Consider the following 17,981-nt stretch of genomic DNA (forward strand, 5'->3'; position numbering starts at 1 on the left):
GATGTGTCGGCGATCAGTCGAGTTCGAGCGCCCGGCGCAGCCACGACTCCACGCCGGCCACGTGCACCGTGGCCCAGGACCGGGCGATGTCGGCCTGGCGGGCGGCGATCGCCTCGTAGATCGCCATGTGCTGCTCGCGGGTCTTCTGCAGCGCGCCCTCCTGGGTGAGCCCGCGCCACACCCGCGCCCGGTTCGTCGGGCCCGACAGGCTCTCGATGAACGAGCACAGCACGCTGTTGCCCGACCCCTGGGCGATGCGCTGGTGGAAGCGCAGGTCGTTGGCCACCAGCTCCTCGATCGTGGGCCGCTCGGGCAGCGACTCCAGGATGACCCGCAGCTCCTCGATCTCGTCGTCCTTCATCAGCTCGGCCGCCATCGCGGTGGCGGCCGGCTCCAGGATGCGGCGGACCTCGAAGAACTGCAGCACCGTGTCGTCCTGGTGCAGGTCGAGCACGAACGACAGGGTGTCGAGGAGCAGACCGGGCTCCAGGCTGGTGACGTAGGTGCCGTCGCCCTGGCGTACGTCGAGGACGTTGATGAGGGACAGCGCGCGCACGGCCTCCCGCAGCGAGTTGCGCGAGAGGCCGAGCCGTTCGGCCAGGTCGGCCTCCTTCGGCAGCCGGTCGCCCGGGGCGAGCTCCCCCGAGACGATCATTTGCTTGATCTTGTCGATGGCCGCGTCGGTGACCGCCACGCTTCTCCCCCTAGACATCGGATGTCTAGGAGTCTAGGGCCTGGAAGCGGACGAGTTCGACTCCGGGCAGGCGGCGGATCCGGCCGCGGGCCTCAAGGGTGCGCAGATGGGCGGCCGCCTCCCCGGCGGCCATGCCCCGCAGCATGGGGGGCAACGTGTCCCACGGTTTGTTCCACGTCATCATCGCGGCGACCTCCCAGATGGTCTGCGGCTCGGGCTGTCCGGCCAGGAGGGCGAGCAGCGAGTCGAGCTTCTCCTCGTGATGGTGACGGATCTCGGCGGCCCGTGCCGCCACATCCGGAAATATCCACTCATGGGCGGGGAGGGCGTCGAGCGTCCCCAACTCGCCCACCCGCTCCAGCGACTCCAGGAAGTCGCCCAGCGGATCGACGTCCTCCCGATCGTACGGATAAATCCCGATGTGTGGGGTGATGTCGGGCAGGACGTGGTCGCCGGTGAACAGCCGGTCGGCGTCCTCCAGGTGCAGGCAGATGTGCCCGGGGGTGTGGCCGGGCGTGTGGACGGCCCGCAGCTTGCGCCCCGGCAGGTCCACGAGGTCCCCGTCGCGCAGCTCGCGGTCGGGCACCGCGGGCGGGGCCGGCCGCTCGCCCGAGGCCGCCCTGGCCTCGCTGGGATCGGCCCCGGCCCTGAGCAGCATGTCGGACTGGAAGGCCGTGTGCTCGTCGCCGGCGAAGTCGTGCATGAGCCGGACCATCGCCGCGTCGTTCTCGTGCATCGCGATCCAGGCTCCGGAAGCCTCCCTGACCTGCCCGGCGAGCCCGGCGTGGTCGGGGTGGAAGTGGGTGACGACCACCCCCCGCACCGTGCTCACGTCGATCCCGAGCGCCGCGAGACCGCCGCTCAGCGCCTGCCACGCCTCCGGATGGTTCCAGCCGGCGTCGATCAGGACCGGGCCCTTCGGCGACTCGACGGCGTAGACGAGGGTATAGCCGAGCGGGTTGCCGGGGATCGGCACAGGCACGCTCCACACCCCGCCGCCGAGATCCTGCGGGCGCTGCTCCGCGTACGGCCTGCGTCTGGTCTTCATCCGTCCCCGATTCCTTACTTACCTAGTGCTATGGGTGGTACGTGATACAGCTCAATTGATCCGTTCGAGGATCGTCGCGGTGGCGAGCGCGCCGCCCGCGCACATGGTGACGAGGGCGGTCGTCGCGTCGGCGCGTTCCAGCTCGTGCAGCGCCGTGGTGATGAGCCGCGCGCCGGTCGCGCCGACCGGATGGCCGAGGGCGATCGCGCCGCCGTTGACGTTGACCCGGTCCATGTCGGGCTCGTGCACGCTCGCCCACGACAGCACGACGGAGGCGAACGCCTCGTTCACCTCGAACCGGTCGATGTCGCCGATCGTCATCCCGGCGTCGGCCAGCGCCTTGGCGGTCGCGTCCACGGGCCCGTCGAGGTGGTAGTAGGGCTCCGCGCCGACCAGCGCCTGCGCGCGGATGCGGGCCCGGGGGCGCAGGCCGTGCCGCCGCGCCGCCTCCTCGCTCATGACCAGCACGGCGGCCGCGCCGTCGGAGATCTGGGACGAGGTGCCCGCCGTGTGCAGCGCGCCCTCCATCACCGGCTTGAGCTTGGCCAGCCCGTCCACGGTGGTCTCGCGCAGGCCCTGGTCCCTGCGGACGTCGCCGACCGGCACGATCTCGCGCTCGAAGCGGCCGTCGGCCCACGCCTTGGCGGCCAGGTGCTGCGAGCGCGCCCCGAACCAGTCGAGCCGCTCGCGGGTGAGCCCGCGCCGCGCGGCGATGCGCTCGGCGGCGGTGAACTGGTCGGGCAGGTCGAGGTCCCAGTCGTCGGGACGCGGGTTGGCGGGCAGCACGTTGCTGCCGAGCGGCGCGCGGCTCATCACCTCGACGCCGCAGCCGATGCCCACCTCGATCACGCCCGCGCCGATCAGGGCGGCGGCGAGGTGGACGGCCTGCTGCGACGAGCCGCACTGCGCGTCGACGGTGGTGACGCCGGCCTGGTGCGGCAGCCCGGCGTAGAGCCAGGAGCCCCGGCCGACGTGCCCGCCCTGCTCGCCCGCCTGCGTCACGCAGCCGGCGAACACCTGCTCGACGGCCGCGGGGTCGAGGCCCGACCGCTCGATCAGCCCGTTGAGCGCGCCGGCGAGAACCTGTTGCGGTTTGAGCTCGGCGAGCCAGCCGGCCCGCTTGCCGATGGGGGTGCGGACGGCTTCGACGATCACAGGTGTGCTCACAGTCGCCTCCAGAACGATGCTCTGGAGAGACAGTAACGCGTTCTACTTAGCCGCGGAAGCCTGGGGGGTCAGAGCGGTGGGCAGCCCGAAGGTCTCGAAGAGCCCCTCCTCGAAGAACATGCCCACGTGCCGGACCGCGCCGCCGGACAGGGTCAGCACCATGATCGCGAACTGCCGGTAGCCGCCGTCCTCGCGGAAGTAGACCGCGAACGCCGGCTGCCCGTTGGCCGCGACCGGCACCAGCTTGAGATCGCCGGCGCGCTCCGCGGGGCACTGCGTCCTGGTGAGCTCGGCGATGGTCCGCGGGCCTTGGTACCAGCCCGTGAAGGGCGGCATCTCCCAGATCGCGTCCTCGGTGAACAGGTGCACGAGGTCGTCCACGTCGTAGTTCTCGAACGCGGCGACGTAGCGGTCGAGCAGGGCCCGCTGCTCGTCGGTGAGCGGCTCCACCGGGTCGTCGAGGCTCGGCGAGCGCTCGCTGAGCTGGGCCCGCGCCCGCTGCAGGATGCTGTTGACGGCGGCGGTGGACAGGCCGACGGCCTCGGCCACCTCGGCGGCCTTCCACCTGAGCACGTCGCGCAGGATGAGCACCGCACGCTGCCGGGGCGGCAGGTGCTGCAACGCGGCGACCAGCGCGAGCCGGATGCTCTCGCGCGCCGTCACGATCGTGGCCGGGTCGTCGCCCGCCACGCCCGCGAGCGCGTCGGGCACCGGCTCCAGCCACGGCACCTCGTTGTCCTGGGCCAGGGGAGCGGTCGCCTCGGAACTGGGCGCGCCGAGGCCGCTCGGCAGCGGCCGCCGGCCGCGGCTCTCCAGCGCCGTCAGGCAGGTGGTGGTCGCGATGCGATACATCCACGTGCGCAGCGAGGAGCGGCCCTCGAAGCCGTCGTAGGCCCGCCACGCCTTCAGATAGGTCTCCTGCACGAGGTCCTCGGCGTCGTGCACCGACCCCGTCATGCGGTAGCAGTGCGCCAGCAGCTCGCGTCGCATGGGATCCGCCTGCTGGAGGAAATCCTCATTCGTCGGCTTGTCGCTCATGCCCTATGTATAGACGCCGCCACCGACAATTCGCGGCCCCAGCATCAGATGTCGGCGAGCAGGCGCGAGGCGGCGGTCTCGATGCGGCGCTGGATCTGGTCGTAGGTGCGCCGGCCGCGCAGCATCTCCAGCAGCTCGTGCACCCAGATGCCGGCCAGCGACCCGGCGAGGTCGCGCTGCTCCTCGCTCGCCTGCTCGAAGCTCAGCCCCTCGGCGGAGACCCGCAGCAGCAGCCCGGCCATCCGGTCGCCGAACGGCGTCTGCACCTCGGCCATGATCAGCGAGCGGATGAGCGCGTCGGCCAGCTCGGGCTCGCGCATGAGCCCGCGCGTGGCGCGCATCAGCACGTCGACGGCCCGGCCCTCGGGCGTGGCCGCGCCCGGCGGGCGGCGCTCGATGCTGCTCTCCAGCAGGTCGATCTCCTCGCCGACCACCGCCACCACGAGGTCCATCTTGGACGGGAAGTAGCGGTAGAGGGTGCCGAGGGCGACGCCGGCCCGCTCGGCCACCGTGCGCATCTGCATGGCCTCGACCCCGCCGCGCGAGGCGAGGGCGGCGGCGGCCTGGACGATGCGCTTGCGGCGCTGGGTCTGGCTGCGGCTGCGGACGCTCCCCTCGCCGTCGGAGGAGGTGGCGACCGTCGCGGACGGGGTGCGCATAAGAACACGTTATCTGATGCACCGGTGCCGCGGCTTGTTACTCGGCGGTCACAAAGAACCCCTATCAGCGCATGTCCCTCGCGTTACGGGGATATAACGCGATTTTTCGGGATGATTGGCCACTGGACATTAACTAGAATCTGTTCTAGTTTGCGGTTTGCTGACCGAGCGCTTGGTGTGGAGGCGGCATGACCGCGAACACCCTCGCGGCCCTGCTGACCGCACGGGCCGAGGACGGACGACCTGGCCTGCTGTTCGAGGACACGGCCTGGACCTGGCGCGAGCACGTCGCGGCGTGCCGCGCGGCGGGCTCCTGGCTGGCCGGCCGCGACATCGGCTCGCATGTCGGGGTGCTCAGCGACAACGTGCCCGGCCTGCTCTTCCTGGCGGGCGGCGCGGCGCTGACCGGGCGTCCGGTCGTCGCGCTGAACCCCACCCGGTCGGCGGCCGAGCTGGGCCGCGACGCCCGCGCGACCGACGTGGGCCTCGTCCTGTTCGACGCGCCGTACGAGGAACTGGCGGGTTCCCTGGGCCTGCCCGCCCGGCCGCTCTCCGAAGCCGCCGCCAAGGACCCGCTCCCCGAGCGGACGCCCGACCCCGGCGAGCTGGTGCTGCTGATCTTCACCTCGGGCACCTCGGGCCGCCCCCGCGCCGTCCGGATCACCCAGCGCAAGCTGGCCGTCCCCGGCACCAGCCTCGGCGCCCTGCTCACCCCGGACGACGTCGTCTACTGCTCGATGCCGCTGTTCCACTCCGGAGCCCTCATGGCCGCGTACGCGCCCGCCGTCGCCTCCGGGGCCGCCCTGGTGCTCCGCCGTCGCTTCTCCGCCTCGGGCCTGCTGCCCGACCTCCGCCGGTACGACTGCACGTACCTCCACTACGTCGGCAAGGCGCTCTCCTACGCCCTGGCCACCCCCGAACGCCCGGACGACGCCGACAACCCGCTCCGACTGGCCTTCGGCAACGAGGGCAGCGCGGTCGCGATCAGGCGCTTCGGCGAGCGGTACGGCTGCCACGTCATCGACGCCTTCGGCTCCACCGAGACCGCCGTCTCGATCAGCCCCGACCCGGCGGGCCCGCCCGGCAGCCTCGGCCGCCTGCCCGAGGGTGTGGCCATACTGAACCCGTACACCGGCGAGCCCTGCCCGCCGGGACGGGTCGAGGACGGCCGGCTGCTCAACCCGGACGAGGCCGTCGGCGAGCTGGTCAACACCGCCGGGCCCGGCCTGTTCGAGGGCTACTACAACGACCCCGAGGCCGACGCCGAGCGGCTGCGCGACGGCGCGTTCTGGTCCGGCGACCTCGCCTGGCGGGACGCGGACGGCCACGTGTTCTTCGCCGGGCGCGGCACCGAGCGCCTGCGCGTGGACGGCGAGAACCTGTCGGCCGCCCCCGTCGAGGCCGCGCTGCGCGAGTTCCCCGGTGTGGTGGAGGCGGCGGTCTACCCGGTGCCGGACGCGGCAGCCGGCGACCAGGTGATGGCGGCGCTGGTGCTGGCGGGCGGGTTCGACCCGGAGGCGTTCACGGCCTTCCTGGCCGCCCGGCCCGACCTCGGCGCCAAGTCCCTGCCCCGGTACGTGCGCGTGGCCGCCCGGCTGCCCCAGACGCCCTCGCACAAGGTGGTCAAACGGGTCCTCGCCCGCGAGGGCTGGCGTACCGATGACCCGGTGTGGTGGCGCACCCGGTCCGGGCTGCGCCCGCTCACCGGCGCGGACGTGAAGGCCATCGAGGAGGAGTTCGTACGGCACGGCAGGCAGCACCTCTTGGAGACGTAGGGGAACACACGTGGACTTCAACCTGGACGAGACCCAGCAGGACGTGCGGAGACTGGCCGCCGACGTGCTGGCCAAGGAGGCGGACGAGGAGCGGCTGCGGCAGGCCGGGCTGCTCGGCCTGTGCGTGCCCGAGGAGGCGGGCGGCGCCGGGCTCGGGCCGGTGGAGATGGCCGTGGTGCTGCGGGAGGTGGGCGTGAAGGCGGCGGCGCTCCCCGGGCTGCCCGCGCTCGCGGGCACCCTGGCCCTGGCCCGCCACGGCACGCCCGAGCAGCAGCGGCGGCACGCGGACGGCATCGCGCTCGCGGTGCGGGAGCCCGGCCGCGCCCTGGCCGCCCCGCCGGAGACCATCGCCCACGACGACGGCGGCTGGACGCTCACCGGGCGCAAGGTCACCGTCATGTACCCCGGCGCGGCGGCGCTGGTGACCGCCGGCGAGGGCCTGTTCCTGGCCGAGCTCCCCGGCACGGCCCCGGAGCGCACCTCGACCGGCGAGCCCGCCGCCACCGTCGTGCTCGACGGCGCCCCCGCCGAGCGGGTGGCGGGGCCGGAGGCCGCCGCCGACGTCCGCCGCCTCTACACCGCCGCGATCGTCGCGCAGGCGAGCGGCGTGCTCGCCGGGGCGCTGGAGCTGACCACCGCCCACATCAGGACGCGGCGGCAGTTCGGCCGCGCGCTGGCCGAGTTCCAGGCCGTGACCATGCAGATCGCCGACGTCTACATCGCGGGCCGGGCGCTCGACGTGGCCATGTGGTCGGCGCTCTGGCGGCTCGGAGAGGGCCTGCCGGCCGAGGAGGACCTGGCGCTGGCCGCCTATCACGCGGCCGAGGCGGTCAAGGCCCTGCACACCTGCCAGCACCTGCACGGCGGACTCGGCCTCGACGTCACCTATCCGCTGCACCGCTACTTCGCCCAGGCCAAGCACCTATCGTACCTGCTCGGCGGCGCCGACGCCCAGCTCGACCTGATCGGAGCGCTCGTCTGATGCTCATCGACCTCACCCCGGAGCAGCGCAGGCTCCGCGACGAGCTGCGCGCGTACTTCCAGGGCTGCCTGACCGAGGAGGACCGGCGCGCGATCGCCGAGGACCCGTTCGGCGAGACGTACATGGAGCACTGCCGCCGTCTCGGCCGCGACGGCAAGCTCGGCCTCGGCTGGCCCAAGGAGTACGGCGGCGCCGGCTACGGCCCCCTGGAGCAGCAGATCTTCGCCAACGAGATCGCCCGCGCGGGCGTGCCGTACCCGATCATCACGGTGCAGACGGTGGGCCCGACGCTCATGCAGTACGGCACCCCCGAGCAGAAGGACTTCTTCCTGCCGCGCATCCTCGCCGGGGAGTGCCACTTCGCGATCGGCTACAGCGAGCCCGAGGCCGGCACCGACCTGGCGTCCCTGCGGACGACGGCGGTGCTCGACGGCGACCACTACGTCGTCAACGGCCAGAAGATCTTCACGAGCGGCGCGCACTACGCGCAGTACATCTGGCTGGCCGCCCGGACGAACCCCGAGGCCAAGAAGCACAAGGGCATCACCATGATGATCGTCTCCACGGACGATCCCGGCTACTCCTGGACCCCGATCGTCACCATGGACGGCCGCCACCACACCAACTCGACCTACTACTCCGACGTCCGCGTCCCGGCGGACATGGTGGTCGGCGAGGTGGACAAGGGCTGGGACCTGATCGTCAACCAGCTCAACCACGAGCGGGTCACGCTCGGCCCCGCCGGCAACCTCGGCCAGACCTACGACCGGTTCCGCGACTGGGCCCGCCGTACGGGCCTGGACGGCGAGCCCGACGTGCGCCGCGCCCTCGCCCGCCTGTGGGCGGCCCTGCGCACGAACGAGCTGCTCAACTGGCAGGTCGCGGCCAACATGGACCTCGGCTGGCTGGGCGCGCCCGACGCCTCGGCCACCAAGATCTACGGCTCTGAGCGGATGCAGGAGGCCGGTCGGATCGTCGGCGACGTACTGGCCCGCCACGGCGACCCCGCCGACCCCGGGACGGCCGAGCTCATCGAGCGGACCGACCTCGGGGCGAAGGGCGCGGTCGTGCTGACCTTCGGCGGCGGCGTCAACGAGGTGCAGCGGGAGCTGATCGCGATGCTCGGCCTGAGCCTGCCGAGGCCGCCCCGATGACGGACGCGCTGACCGACGAGGAGCTGCACGAGCTGGCCGCCAAGCAGACGGCGCTGGGCGAGCTGCGCGGCACGCCCGCCGCCGACCCCGTGAACGTCCCGATGATCCGCCACTGGCTCGCCGCCATGGGCGACGAGAACCCCGTCTACCTGGAGCGCGGCCTCGCCCCGCCCGCGATGGCGCAGGTGTGGACCATGCCGGGCCTGCGCCGCGCCGTCAAGGACCGCTCGCCGGTGGACGAGCTCATGGCCGCGCTCAACGCCTCCGGCTACACGGGCGTCGTCGCCACGAACTGCGAGCAGGTCCACCACCGCTACGCCCGCGTGGGCGAGGTCCTGACCCCCGCCACCCGCTTCACCAGCCTGGCCGGCCCGAAACGGACCGCGCTCGGGGTCGGCTTCTTCGCCACCTGGAACATCACCTGGTACGCCGGCGACGACGAGCCGGTGGCCGAGATGCTGTTCCGCGTACTGAAGTTCCGCCCACGGGAGAAGCGACCGAAGCGGGAGCCCTATCCGCTGCGGCCCGCCGTCAACCAGGACACCGCCTTCTTCTGGGAGGGCGTACGCCAGGGCGAGCTGCGCGTCCAGAGCTGCGCCGACTGCGGCCTGCTGCGCCACCCGCCGGGCCCGCTGTGCCCCCAGTGCCGCTCGGCCAACCGCTCGTACGCCGTCGCGTCCGGCCGCGGCACCCTCTACAGCTACGTCGTGCACCACCGGCCGCCGGTGCCGGGGCGGGAGACGCCGTTCGTGGTGGGCGTGGTGGAGCTGCCGGAGGGCGTCAGGGTCGTGGGCAACGTCGTGGACTGCCCGATCGAGGAGGTGGCGGTGGGGATGCCGCTGCGGGTGACGTACCGGTCGATGGACGACGAGCTCGTCCTGCCGATGTGGACGCCGGGGGAGCCGTGAGCGAGGAGCTGGACGTGCTGCCGGAGCTGTCGATCGACCTGACGCCCACCCTGGTCATCGCCACGGCCCTCGCCACGATGGACCCCACGCCGGTGCACCACGATCCGGCGCTGGCCCGCGCGCAGGGCTCGAAGGACATCTTCCTCAACATCCTGACCACGATGGGGCTGGTCGAGCGGTACGTCACCGACTGGGCGGGCCCGGCGGCGGTCATCCGGCGCATCGACGTCAAGCTGGGCGTCCCCGCGTACGCGGGGGACCGGCTGAGCTTCACCGGCAACGTCGTCTCGCGCGCGGACGGCGAGCTGACGGTCGAGGTGCGCGGCGCGGTCAGCCTGGGCGACCACGCGGTCGGCACCGTCACCCTGACCCTGCCCGAGGGGGAGGACCCGTGTTGAGCGGACGCGCGGCGGTCGCCGGGATCGGCGCCACCGAGTTCAGCAAGGAGTCCGGGCGTTCGGAGCTGCGGCTGGCCGCCGAGGCCGTGCTCGCGGCGCTGGACGACGCCGGGCTGTCGCCGGCCGACGTGGACGGCATGGTGACCTTCAGCCAGGACGCCAACCAGGAGATCGCGGTCGCCCGCGAGGTCGGCGTCGGCGACCTCACGTACTTCTCCCGGGTCGAGTACGGCGGCGGCGCGGCCTGCGCGACGGTCGCGCACGCGGCCATGGCCGTGGCCACCGGCACGGCCCGCACGGTCGTCTGCTACCGAGCCTTCAACGAGCGCTCGGGACGCCGCTTCGGCCAGCCGGACGCCCGCCTCGGCGGCCAGCCGACCTCGCAGGGGCTGGAGATGAGCTGGCACGTGCCGTTCGGGCTGATGACGCCGGCGGCCTGGGTCGCCATGTTCGCGCGCCGCTACATGCACACCTTCGGCGCGACGTCGGAGGACTTCGGCCGGGTCGCGGTGGCCATGCGCAGGCACGCCGCCACCAACCCCGCCGCCTGGTTCCACGGCCGGCCCATCACCCTGGAGGAGCACCAGGCGTCGCGCTGGATCGTGGAGCCGCTGCGCCTGCTCGACTGCTGCCAGGAGAGCGACGGCGCGGTGGCCCTGGTGGTGACCTCGGCCGAGCGCGCCCGCGACCTGCGCAGGTCGCCCGCCGTCATCAAGGCCGCGGCCCAGGGCTCGGCGGCCGGGCAGCAGATGATGACGAGCTACTACCGGGACGACATGAGCGGCCTGCCGGAGATGGGGGTCGTCGGACGGCGGCTCTGGGAGATGTCCGGCCTGTCCCCGTCCGACATCAGGATCGCCATCCTGTACGACCACTTCACCCCGTTCGTCCTGGCCCAGTTGGAGGAGCTGGGCTTCTGCGGCCGGGGCGAGGCGCCCGCCTTCATCGCCGACGGCGGCATCGAGCTGGACGGCCGCCTCCCCGTCAACCCGCACGGCGGGCAGCTCGGCGAGGCGTACATCCACGGCATGAACGGCATCGCCGAGGCGGTCCGCCAGATCCGCGGCACCGCCGCCAACCAGCTCGGCGGCGTCGCGAACGTCCTGGTCACGGCGGGCACCGGCGTGCCCACCAGCGGCCTGATCCTGTCGCCCAGTTAGTCGGCAGGTCAGGGGGTCCAGGCGCCCGCGACCTGCCGGGTGGAGGCGTTGAGCCGGTTCCACACGTTGATCGAGGCGATCGCCAGGACGAGGCCGCCGAGCTGCCGCTCGTCGAAGTGGTCGGCGGCCTCGTTCCAGATCTCGTCGGACACCGCGCCCTTCTGGCTGGCGCGCATTTGACGTGCTCCTCCATATGAATGCGGAGGATTCCTGTGCTGCCTAGGCAGCAGCTCGCGGCGCGGGAGCGGGCGAGACTGCGGGACAGGATGCTTGACGCTTCACAGACCCCGACACCTCGGAGTCTCCACGCCCTGTGACCGCCCGTCCGGCGGCAATGGTGTACCGGTGGAGCTGGTTTCCGGCGGCGTTGGTGTCGGCATTGCCGATCCATCCGCACGCCGGGTTCTTGCACACGAACCGGGCCTGACTCTCGCGCGAGCCCGGCACGGTGGTGTGGCAGCGGTGGCACTGGCGGCTGGTGCCGTGCGGTGGGACCTTGGCCACCAGGCCGCCCCGATCGGCGGTCTTGTAGGTCAGCAGATCCACCGTGCGGCCCCACGCCTCCCCGGCGATGGCCCGGTTTAGGCCCCGCTTCCGGGCGACGCCCCGGCCGGGTTCCTCCACGGTCCCCGCCGCCGAGGCCATCATGTTCACGATACGGAGGTCTTCCACCACGATCACGCTGAACCTCTCGGCCAGCCTCGTGGTGGCCTTGTGCTGCCAGTCGAGGGCCCGGCGCTTGGCTTTCGCGCGAAGCTTGGCGATCTGGTCGTAGGAGCGGCGCTCCCGGTTCGAGGCCGGAGCGCCCTTCGTACGGTGGGCGCGCCGGCGAGCGCTCGCGCGTTCCAGACGCAGCAGCCGGGCCTGCTCTGCGTCGGTGAGCCATGGCCCGTGCGTGAGGTGCTCTCCCGTGGACAGGGCGAGGGGGACAGCGATGCCCCGGTCCATCCCCACCTGCGGTCCCCGGTGCGGGGCCGGGACCGGGACATGCTGCTCGGTGCGGAAGACGATGTGCCAGCCGAGGGCGTCCTTGACCAGCCGCGCCCCGGTGATCCGCCCTGCGGGTGAGCTCTTGGTGACGCCGGGCAGGTCTTTGGTCCAGCGGAACCGGACCCGGCCGATCTTGGGCAGGTTCACCGCGCCCTGCCTGCGGCTGATCCGGGTGATGCGCAGGTCGCGGGCTTGGGGGACATCGACGGCCATCCGCGACCGCACGCGGCTCTTGAACGTGGGCCGCGCGGCGGGGTGTTCGGGGTCGAAGAAGTTCGCCCACGCCCGCCGGTAGGTCTTCAGCACCGCCTGGGCGGCTTGAGCGGGCAGGTCGTTCAGCCAGGCGATCTCCCGGCGAGCCGCACGGATCGCCTCGTCGCAGTCCTTCAGCGACGCCAGGCGGCCCTGCCGGAACGTCGTGTACTCATGCAGCAGGTTCCACAGGGCACGCGCGCAGTGCGCCTGACGGTCCAAGGCAGCACTCTGCGCCCGGTCCAGATCCAGCCGCGCAACATGCGCCCGGACCCGCTTCTCCCCCTCCACACCAGCGATCGTATCGTCCGGTGTCACGGACCAACCTGTGATTTACGCAGGGGACGCCACTGCGTACATCGAACTCGGTGTCCATCTGGTGTTCGTGACCGGATACCCGCGGTACGTGTTCGCCAGGACCGGCCCACTGCCTGGCGTTCAGGAACGATCGTGCCCTGGCGGGCACTTTCGCGCGGGCCTTCACCTCCCCGCCACGCTCTTGCCGAGCGCCTGGAGCGCCTGCATCGCGCCGGGGACGACGAAGGCGGGGTTGCCCATACGTGCTTCCATTGGTGGTCTCCACGTTCTCCGGTTGGAGAGGTCTCTCACTCGCTCTGAACCGGCGGCGAAGGAGAATGTGACCGATGAACGAAGAAAAAGAACTTATTGCCATGTTCGAGGCGCACCGGGATCATCTGCGCGCGGTGGCTTACCGGATGCTGGGCTCGCTCAGCGAGGCGGACGACGCGGTGCAGGAGACGTGGCTGCGGCTGGAGCGGACCGACGTCCGCGACGTGGTGAACCTGGGCGGCTGGCTCACCACGGTCGTGGGCCGGGTCTGCCTCAACCTGCTGCGCTCCCGCCGTACACGGGGTGAGGAGCCCCTGGAGCCGACCATGCCGGACCCCGTGGTGACCTCGCCCGAGGGGGTGGACCCCGAGCACGAGGCGCTGCTGTCGGACTCGGTGGGGCTGGCGCTGCTCGTGGTGCTCCAGACGCTGGAGCCGGCCGAGCGGCTGGCGTTCGTGCTGCACGACATGTTCGCGGTGCCCTTCGACGAGATCGCGCCGATCGTGGACCGCACCCCCGCCGCGACCCGGCAGCTCGCCAGCCGCGCCCGCCGCCGGGTGCGGGACGGCGCCGTCACGCCGGACCCCGACCTGGCCAGGCAGCGCGAGGTCGTGGACGCGTTCATGGCCGCCTCGCGGGCCGGCGACTTCGACGCCCTGGTCGCGGTGCTCGACCCGGACGTGGTGCTGCGGGCCGACGCGGGCGGCGCGCCGCGGACCTGGCTGGAGGTGCGCGGGGCGCTGGAGGTGGCCGGGCGGGCGTTCATGTTCCGGCGCTTCGCCGCGTACGTGCGGCCGGTGCTGGTCAACGGCGTGGCCGGGGTGGTCACGGCGCCGGAGGGCCGGCCGCTGTCGGTCATGGCGTTCACCGTGGCCGGCGGCAGGGTGGTCGCGCTCGACATCCTCCAGGACGAGGACCGGCTGGCCGCGCTGCTGGGCGCGTAGCCGGCCCTCGGCTACGGGTTGAAGATGGTGGGCACGGAGAAGAAGACGATCATCGCGATCGCCACGCAGACCAGGAAGCCGACCAGCTCCCAGACCCAGTCGTAGTGGCGCTCCTTGCGGCGGCGCTTCTTCTCCGGGCGCGGCTTCAGCTCGGGGCGGCGTTTGGGGACGGGCCGGGCGCGGACCGGGCGCGGCTCCAGCGCGTCCCGCGCCGGGGCCGGGGCGTCCTTGCCCTCGGGTTCGTCCTTCCTCGCGGGCTCGTCCTCCCACGGCAGGCGGTAGACCGGCTCGGGCGCGGGCTTGGCGCGCGGCTGGAACAGCGGCGCGGTCTCCCTGGCGGGTCCGTCCTCCTCCTGCCGCGGGTCGCCGGGCTGGAGCGGGCGGGCCGGGCCCTTGTGCACCAGCACGTCGTCGGCGGGGGTCGGCTGGGAGCGGCGCACCGGCTCCGGCCGGCGCGGCCCGCCCCGTCCAGCGGGCGGTGCCGGCGGGGTGAACGGCGGCTCGCCCGGCAGCAGCACGTCGCCCGTCGCGTACGGCTCGGGGGAGTCCTTGGGCAGCAGCACGTCGCCGGTGGCGAAGGGCTGCAGCCCGTCCTCGGCCGGCGCGGCCATGAAGAACGGCCGCTCCTCGCTCGGTGGCAGCGGCGGGACCGGCGTGCGCCTGGCGCGCCGGCCGTCGTCGAAGGCCCCGAGCGGGTCCCTGAGCGGCCGGGTGAGGCCGGGAGGGGGCCCGAGCGGGGGACCGACCGGGCCGCGCAGCCGGGGCATCGGGGCCGTGGTGGCCTCGTGCTCGGACACCCGTGAGGCCGCCGGCGGCGACAGCAGCTCCGCCGGGAAGATCACGGTGCTGGTCGCGGGGTCGGCGTCGGCCAGCGGCTGCGGCCAGACCGGCGGGCTCGGCCAGCGCGGCTTGACGAACAGCGGCGCGGGCTGGGCCGTACGCGAGCCGGCGAAGTGGATGCGCAGCGCGCCGGGCGGCTGCGGCCACGGCAGGCGGCCGAGCACGTCCTTGAGCGGCGCGACGGCGAGCGCGCCGTAGATGTCGGCGACGGGCTTGGGCACGCGGGCGCCGATCGAGGCCAGCGCCGTGCCGAGGGCCTGGCGGAACCGGTGCCCGGCTCCCACGGCCAGCTCTTCGGCGGTGTCGGGGGCGACGTCGAGCACCCAGGCCAGCTCGGCCTTGCTGAGGCCGCAGACCGCGCACAGCACCAGCACCTCTCGCTGGTGGAGACGCAGCTCGCGCAGGGTGCGCTCGACGAGAGCGGTCGCCGGGTCGATGAGGGGGTCGACGGCGGGCGGGGCGTAGACGACGTCGCGGCGGTGGAGCTCGCGGCGGGCGAAGGCGTAGAGAGCGGCGCGGGGCGGCTCCGCGGCCGGGACGGCGTTGAGCACCGCCAGCAGGACGTCGGAGGCGGAACCGAGGTCGCCCAGCTGGTCGGCGCAGTACGCGAACAGCCCGGCGGCATGGCGGTCGTAGAGCTCTGCGATCAGTTCGGCGCGTGGGCGCTGATCGGTGAGCGGCTGGGACACGGGGCCGGATCCTCTGGGTGCGGACGCTGCGGGTGTGAGGGGTGCGCGTCAGGGAGATTGTGGAGGTAATCATGCCAACACCGACAGGTTCGGCGCACTACCAGATCCAGATTTAAGTAAATAAGGCTGGTCAGTGAAGCGCTTAAGCGCAGCCCGGCACGACACGCCCGTAGTCCTCGCCGTAGTCTGTCGTGCACGAGAGATCATGCGGCGGTCGTGGCACGGGGGTCGCGGCCCTGCCACGAGCGAGAGGTCACGCGTGATCACATTCGACGCTGTCACCAAACGCTATCCGGACGGCACGGTGGCGGTTGACTCCCTCAGCCTGGAGGCGCCCACAGGGGAGATCACCGTCCTGGTCGGCCCCTCCGGATGCGGGAAGACGACGTCCCTGCGGATGATCAACCGCATGATCGAGGCCAGCGAGGGCCGCATCCTCCTCGACGGGAAACCGGTCCAGGGCATCGATCCGCCGACGCTGCGGCGCGGCATCGGCTACGTCATCCAGCAGGCCGGCCTGTTCCCCCACCGCAAGATCGTGGACAACGTCGCCACCGTCCCCTACCTGCTCGGCTGGGACCGCAAGAAGGCCCGCTCCCGTGCCATGGAGCTGCTGGAGCGCGTCGGGCTGGACCCGTCGCTGGCGGGGCGCTACCCGTTCCAGCTCTCGGGCGGGCAGCAGCAGCGCGTGGGCGTGGCGCGGGCGCTGGCCGCCGACCCGCCGGTGCTGCTCATGGACGAGCCGTTCAGCGCCGTGGACCCGATCGTGCGGACGAGCCTCCAGGAGGAGCTGCTGCGGCTGCAGTCGGAGCTGCGGAAGACCATCGTCTTCGTCACCCACGACATCGACGAGGCCATCAAGCTCGGCGACCGGGTGGCGGTGCTGCGCGTGGGCGGGCGGCTGGCGCAGGTCGCCGATCCCAAGACGCTGCTCACGGAGCCGGCCGACGACTTCGTCCGCGAGTTCCTGGGGCACGACCGGGGCATCCGGCGGCTGCAGTTCGTCCCTACCGACGGGCTGCGGCTGCGTACGGACCTGACCGTGGCGGAGGGCGCCGAGCGCGGCGCCGCCGAGCCGTGGCTGCTGGTCGTGGACGGCGAGGGCCGGCCGCTCGGCTGGGCCTCCGGGGCGCGTCCCGGCGAGCTGGAGCGCCACGGCACGTACGTCCACGGACGTGACTCGATGCGCGCGGCCCTCGACGCGGCGCTGCTGTCGCCGTCCGGCTGCGCGGTGGCCGTGGACGAGGGGGGCAGGGTGGTCGGCGTGGCCACCAGGGAGAGCCTGGACCAGGCGCTCGCGGAGGCCGCCGATGTCTGACGGCCCACCCTCCATCTGGGAGTGGATCGGCCGCAACTGGGACACCGGCCGGGCCGACAGCATCCGCAACCTGCTGACCGACCACCTCACGATGTCCCTGGTGCCGATCGTGCTCTCGCTGGTGCTGGCGCTGCCGCTCGGCCTCGCCTGCGCGCGCTGGCGCTGGCTCTACCAGCCCACGTCGGGCCTGATGAACGTGATCTACGCGCTGCCGTCGCTGCCGGTCTTCATGCTGCTGATCTCGGTGACCGGGCTCTCGCAGACCACGGTGATCATCCCGCTCACCTTCTACGGCATGGCCGTGCTCATCCCGGCCGTCGTGGACGGGCTGCGCTCGGTGCCGGACCACGTACGGCAGTCGGCGGTCGCGATGGGCTTCACGCCGCTGCGCCGGCTGCTGCGGGTCGAGCTGCCGATCGCGGTGCCCGTGGTGCTGGCCGGGCTGCGGGTGGTCGCGGTCTCCAGCATCAGCCTGGTCAGCGTGGGCGCGCTGATCGGGCAGGGCGGGCTCGGCGGGCTGTTCACGCGGGCCTACCAGAACCCGTTCATGCCGCCGGTGATCGTGGGCATCGTGCTCATCGTGGCGCTGGCGCTGGTCGCCGACGCGCTGATCGTGCTGGCGCAGCGGCTGCTGACCCCCTGGGTGCGCGCGCGGAAGGGGAGGGCGTCGTGAGCTGGCTGACGAGCTTCTTCTCCTGGCTGGGCGAGTTCTTCGGCACGGCCGCCAACTGGTCGGGCCCTGGCGGCATCCCCATGCGGCTGCTGGAGCACCTGGAGTTCTCGGCGCTGGCGCTGGCGCTGGCCGTGGTGATAGCGGTGCCGGTCGGGCTGCTCATCGGGCACACCGGGCGCGGCGAGGTGATCGTGGTCGTCTCGGCGAACCTGGCCAGGGCGCTGCCGACGCTGGGCCTGCTGGTGATGTTCGTGCTGCTGCTGGGCACGGCGTCGATCTGGCCGGTGATCATCCCGCTGGTGCTGCTGTCGGTGCCGCCGATCCTGGTCAACACCTACGAGGGCATCAGAGGCGTCGATCCGGAGCTGCGTGACGCGGCGTACGGGATGGGGCTGCGCGGCGGCCAGGTGCTCACGCGGGCCCTGGTGCCGGTGGCGCTGCCGCTGATCCTGCTCGGGTGTCGGCTCTCGGCGATCCAGGTCGTCGCCACGACGACGGTGGCGGCGTACACGGGGCTGGGCGGGCTCGGGCGGTACGTGATCGACGGTTTCGCGACGAAGGATTACGCGAGCGTCGTCGGGGGTTCCGTACTGATTGTGCTGTTCGCGCTGGTTGTGCAGATCTTGTTCGCGCTCGCGCAGAGGGTGGCGGTCTCGCCGGGGGTGAGCCGGCGACAGAAAATCCGATAGTCTCCTGTATTACCGCCCGCTTTAGAAGGGAAT

Annotated in this window: 18 protein-coding genes; 10 read left to right on the forward strand and 8 right to left on the reverse strand. The window is 72.5% G+C overall.

All coding sequences use genetic code 11. The features are described from left to right. Positions 1-13: 13 nt before the first annotated feature. The 5 genes from AC27IY_RS46510 to AC27IY_RS46530 are packed head-to-tail and all read right to left on the reverse strand — an operon-like array spanning position 14 to position 4,606. Positions 14-694 carry a FadR/GntR family transcriptional regulator gene (locus AC27IY_RS46510; protein ID WP_344217564.1) on the reverse strand — a complete coding sequence of 227 codons (681 nt, stop codon included), beginning with the start codon at positions 692-694 and terminating at the stop codon, positions 14-16. Between the two features lie 25 nt (positions 695-719). Beyond that, positions 720-1,742 carry an MBL fold metallo-hydrolase gene (locus AC27IY_RS46515; RefSeq protein ID WP_487181857.1) on the reverse strand — a complete coding sequence of 341 codons (1,023 nt, stop codon included), beginning with the start codon at positions 1,740-1,742 and terminating at the stop codon, positions 720-722. Between the two features lie 51 nt (positions 1,743-1,793). Next, positions 1,794-2,909, reverse strand: a complete 1,116-nt coding sequence (locus AC27IY_RS46520; protein WP_487181858.1) for a steroid 3-ketoacyl-CoA thiolase — start codon at positions 2,907-2,909, stop codon at positions 1,794-1,796. Positions 2,910-2,951: 42 nt separating this feature from the next. Further along, positions 2,952-3,947, reverse strand: coding sequence for a sigma-70 family RNA polymerase sigma factor (locus tag AC27IY_RS46525; protein ID WP_344217557.1), 996 nt, complete (start codon positions 3,945-3,947; stop codon positions 2,952-2,954). A 44-nt stretch (positions 3,948-3,991) separates the two neighbouring features. Next, positions 3,992-4,606 carry a TetR family transcriptional regulator gene (locus tag AC27IY_RS46530; protein WP_487181859.1) on the reverse strand — a complete coding sequence of 205 codons (615 nt, stop codon included), beginning with the start codon at positions 4,604-4,606 and terminating at the stop codon, positions 3,992-3,994. Positions 4,607-4,794: 188 nt separating this feature from the next. Between AC27IY_RS46530 and AC27IY_RS46535 the strand changes: the two genes are divergently transcribed. Genes AC27IY_RS46535 through AC27IY_RS46560 form a run of 6 tightly spaced genes read left to right on the forward strand, consistent with a single transcriptional unit; the run spans position 4,795 to position 10,983 of the window. After that, on the forward strand, positions 4,795-6,381 hold the full coding sequence (locus AC27IY_RS46535; protein ID WP_487181860.1) for an AMP-binding protein: 1,587 nt from the start codon (positions 4,795-4,797) through the stop codon (positions 6,379-6,381). A gap of 10 nt (positions 6,382-6,391) precedes the next feature. Continuing rightward, a complete protein-coding gene (locus AC27IY_RS46540; protein ID WP_487181861.1) occupies positions 6,392-7,363 on the forward strand; it encodes an acyl-CoA dehydrogenase family protein in 972 nt (323 codons plus the stop codon). After that, positions 7,363-8,517: an acyl-CoA dehydrogenase family protein gene (locus AC27IY_RS46545; RefSeq protein ID WP_449953338.1), complete on the forward strand. Its 1,155-nt coding sequence runs from the start codon at positions 7,363-7,365 to the stop codon at positions 8,515-8,517. The genes AC27IY_RS46540 and AC27IY_RS46545 overlap by 1 nt, the downstream gene beginning before the upstream one ends. After that, on the forward strand, positions 8,514-9,425 hold the full coding sequence (locus AC27IY_RS46550) for a Zn-ribbon domain-containing OB-fold protein (RefSeq protein WP_364454201.1): 912 nt from the start codon (positions 8,514-8,516) through the stop codon (positions 9,423-9,425). The genes AC27IY_RS46545 and AC27IY_RS46550 overlap by 4 nt, the downstream gene beginning before the upstream one ends. After that, complete coding sequence (locus tag AC27IY_RS46555) at positions 9,422-9,823, forward strand: MaoC family dehydratase (protein WP_487181862.1); 402 nt, start codon at positions 9,422-9,424, stop codon at positions 9,821-9,823. Before AC27IY_RS46550 ends, AC27IY_RS46555 begins: the two co-directional genes overlap by 4 nt. Beyond that, positions 9,820-10,983, forward strand: coding sequence for a lipid-transfer protein (locus tag AC27IY_RS46560; protein WP_487181914.1), 1,164 nt, complete (start codon positions 9,820-9,822; stop codon positions 10,981-10,983). Before AC27IY_RS46555 ends, AC27IY_RS46560 begins: the two co-directional genes overlap by 4 nt. Before the next feature lie 8 nt (positions 10,984-10,991). Here the strand turns inward: AC27IY_RS46560 and AC27IY_RS46565 are convergent, their stop codons facing one another. Both AC27IY_RS46565 and AC27IY_RS46570 read right to left on the reverse strand, forming a co-directional pair. After that, positions 10,992-11,159 carry a hypothetical protein gene (locus tag AC27IY_RS46565; protein WP_487181863.1) on the reverse strand — a complete coding sequence of 56 codons (168 nt, stop codon included), beginning with the start codon at positions 11,157-11,159 and terminating at the stop codon, positions 10,992-10,994. Between the two features lie 43 nt (positions 11,160-11,202). Further along, entirely contained in the window at positions 11,203-12,543 is a 1,341-nt protein-coding gene (locus tag AC27IY_RS46570; RefSeq protein WP_487181864.1) for an RNA-guided endonuclease InsQ/TnpB family protein, read from the reverse strand. 326 nt (positions 12,544-12,869) lie between these two features. Between AC27IY_RS46570 and AC27IY_RS46575 the strand changes: the two genes are divergently transcribed. Next, positions 12,870-13,739, forward strand: coding sequence for a sigma-70 family RNA polymerase sigma factor (locus AC27IY_RS46575; protein WP_423475486.1), 870 nt, complete (start codon positions 12,870-12,872; stop codon positions 13,737-13,739). An 11-nt stretch (positions 13,740-13,750) separates the two neighbouring features. Here the strand turns inward: AC27IY_RS46575 and AC27IY_RS46580 are convergent, their stop codons facing one another. Further along, on the reverse strand, positions 13,751-15,268 hold the full coding sequence (locus AC27IY_RS46580) for an RNA polymerase sigma factor (protein ID WP_487181865.1): 1,518 nt from the start codon (positions 15,266-15,268) through the stop codon (positions 13,751-13,753). Between the two features lie 259 nt (positions 15,269-15,527). Between AC27IY_RS46580 and AC27IY_RS46585 the strand changes: the two genes are divergently transcribed. The 3 genes from AC27IY_RS46585 to AC27IY_RS46595 are packed head-to-tail and all read left to right on the forward strand — an operon-like array spanning position 15,528 to position 17,948. Further along, positions 15,528-16,586 carry an ABC transporter ATP-binding protein gene (locus AC27IY_RS46585; protein WP_487181866.1) on the forward strand — a complete coding sequence of 353 codons (1,059 nt, stop codon included), beginning with the start codon at positions 15,528-15,530 and terminating at the stop codon, positions 16,584-16,586. Beyond that, complete coding sequence (locus AC27IY_RS46590; protein WP_487181867.1) at positions 16,579-17,259, forward strand: ABC transporter permease; 681 nt, start codon at positions 16,579-16,581, stop codon at positions 17,257-17,259. Before AC27IY_RS46585 ends, AC27IY_RS46590 begins: the two co-directional genes overlap by 8 nt. Beyond that, positions 17,256-17,948 (forward strand): ABC transporter permease, encoded by a 693-nt coding sequence (locus AC27IY_RS46595; RefSeq protein ID WP_344217531.1) that lies wholly within the window; start codon positions 17,256-17,258, stop codon positions 17,946-17,948. Before AC27IY_RS46590 ends, AC27IY_RS46595 begins: the two co-directional genes overlap by 4 nt. The last annotated feature ends 33 nt before the right edge of the window (positions 17,949-17,981 follow it).

The organism is Nonomuraea sp. B208, from assembly GCF_057536035.1.

Coding starts and splice junctions, on each gene's coding strand:
- AC27IY_RS46515 (WP_487181857.1), bottom strand. CDS start 1,742: ATGAAGACCAGACGCAGGCCGTACGCGGAGCAGCGCCCGCAGGATCTC.
- AC27IY_RS46525 (WP_344217557.1), bottom strand. CDS start 3,947: ATGAGCGACAAGCCGACGAATGAGGATTTCCTCCAGCAGGCGGATCCC.
- AC27IY_RS46530 (WP_487181859.1), bottom strand. CDS start 4,606: ATGCGCACCCCGTCCGCGACGGTCGCCACCTCCTCCGACGGCGAGGGG.
- AC27IY_RS46535 (WP_487181860.1), top strand. CDS start 4,795: ATGACCGCGAACACCCTCGCGGCCCTGCTGACCGCACGGGCCGAGGAC.
- AC27IY_RS46545 (WP_449953338.1), top strand. CDS start 7,363: ATGCTCATCGACCTCACCCCGGAGCAGCGCAGGCTCCGCGACGAGCTG.
- AC27IY_RS46550 (WP_364454201.1), top strand. CDS start 8,514: ATGACGGACGCGCTGACCGACGAGGAGCTGCACGAGCTGGCCGCCAAG.
- AC27IY_RS46565 (WP_487181863.1), bottom strand. CDS start 11,159: ATGCGCGCCAGCCAGAAGGGCGCGGTGTCCGACGAGATCTGGAACGAG.
- AC27IY_RS46575 (WP_423475486.1), top strand. CDS start 12,870: ATGAACGAAGAAAAAGAACTTATTGCCATGTTCGAGGCGCACCGGGAT.
- AC27IY_RS46590 (WP_487181867.1), top strand. CDS start 16,579: ATGTCTGACGGCCCACCCTCCATCTGGGAGTGGATCGGCCGCAACTGG.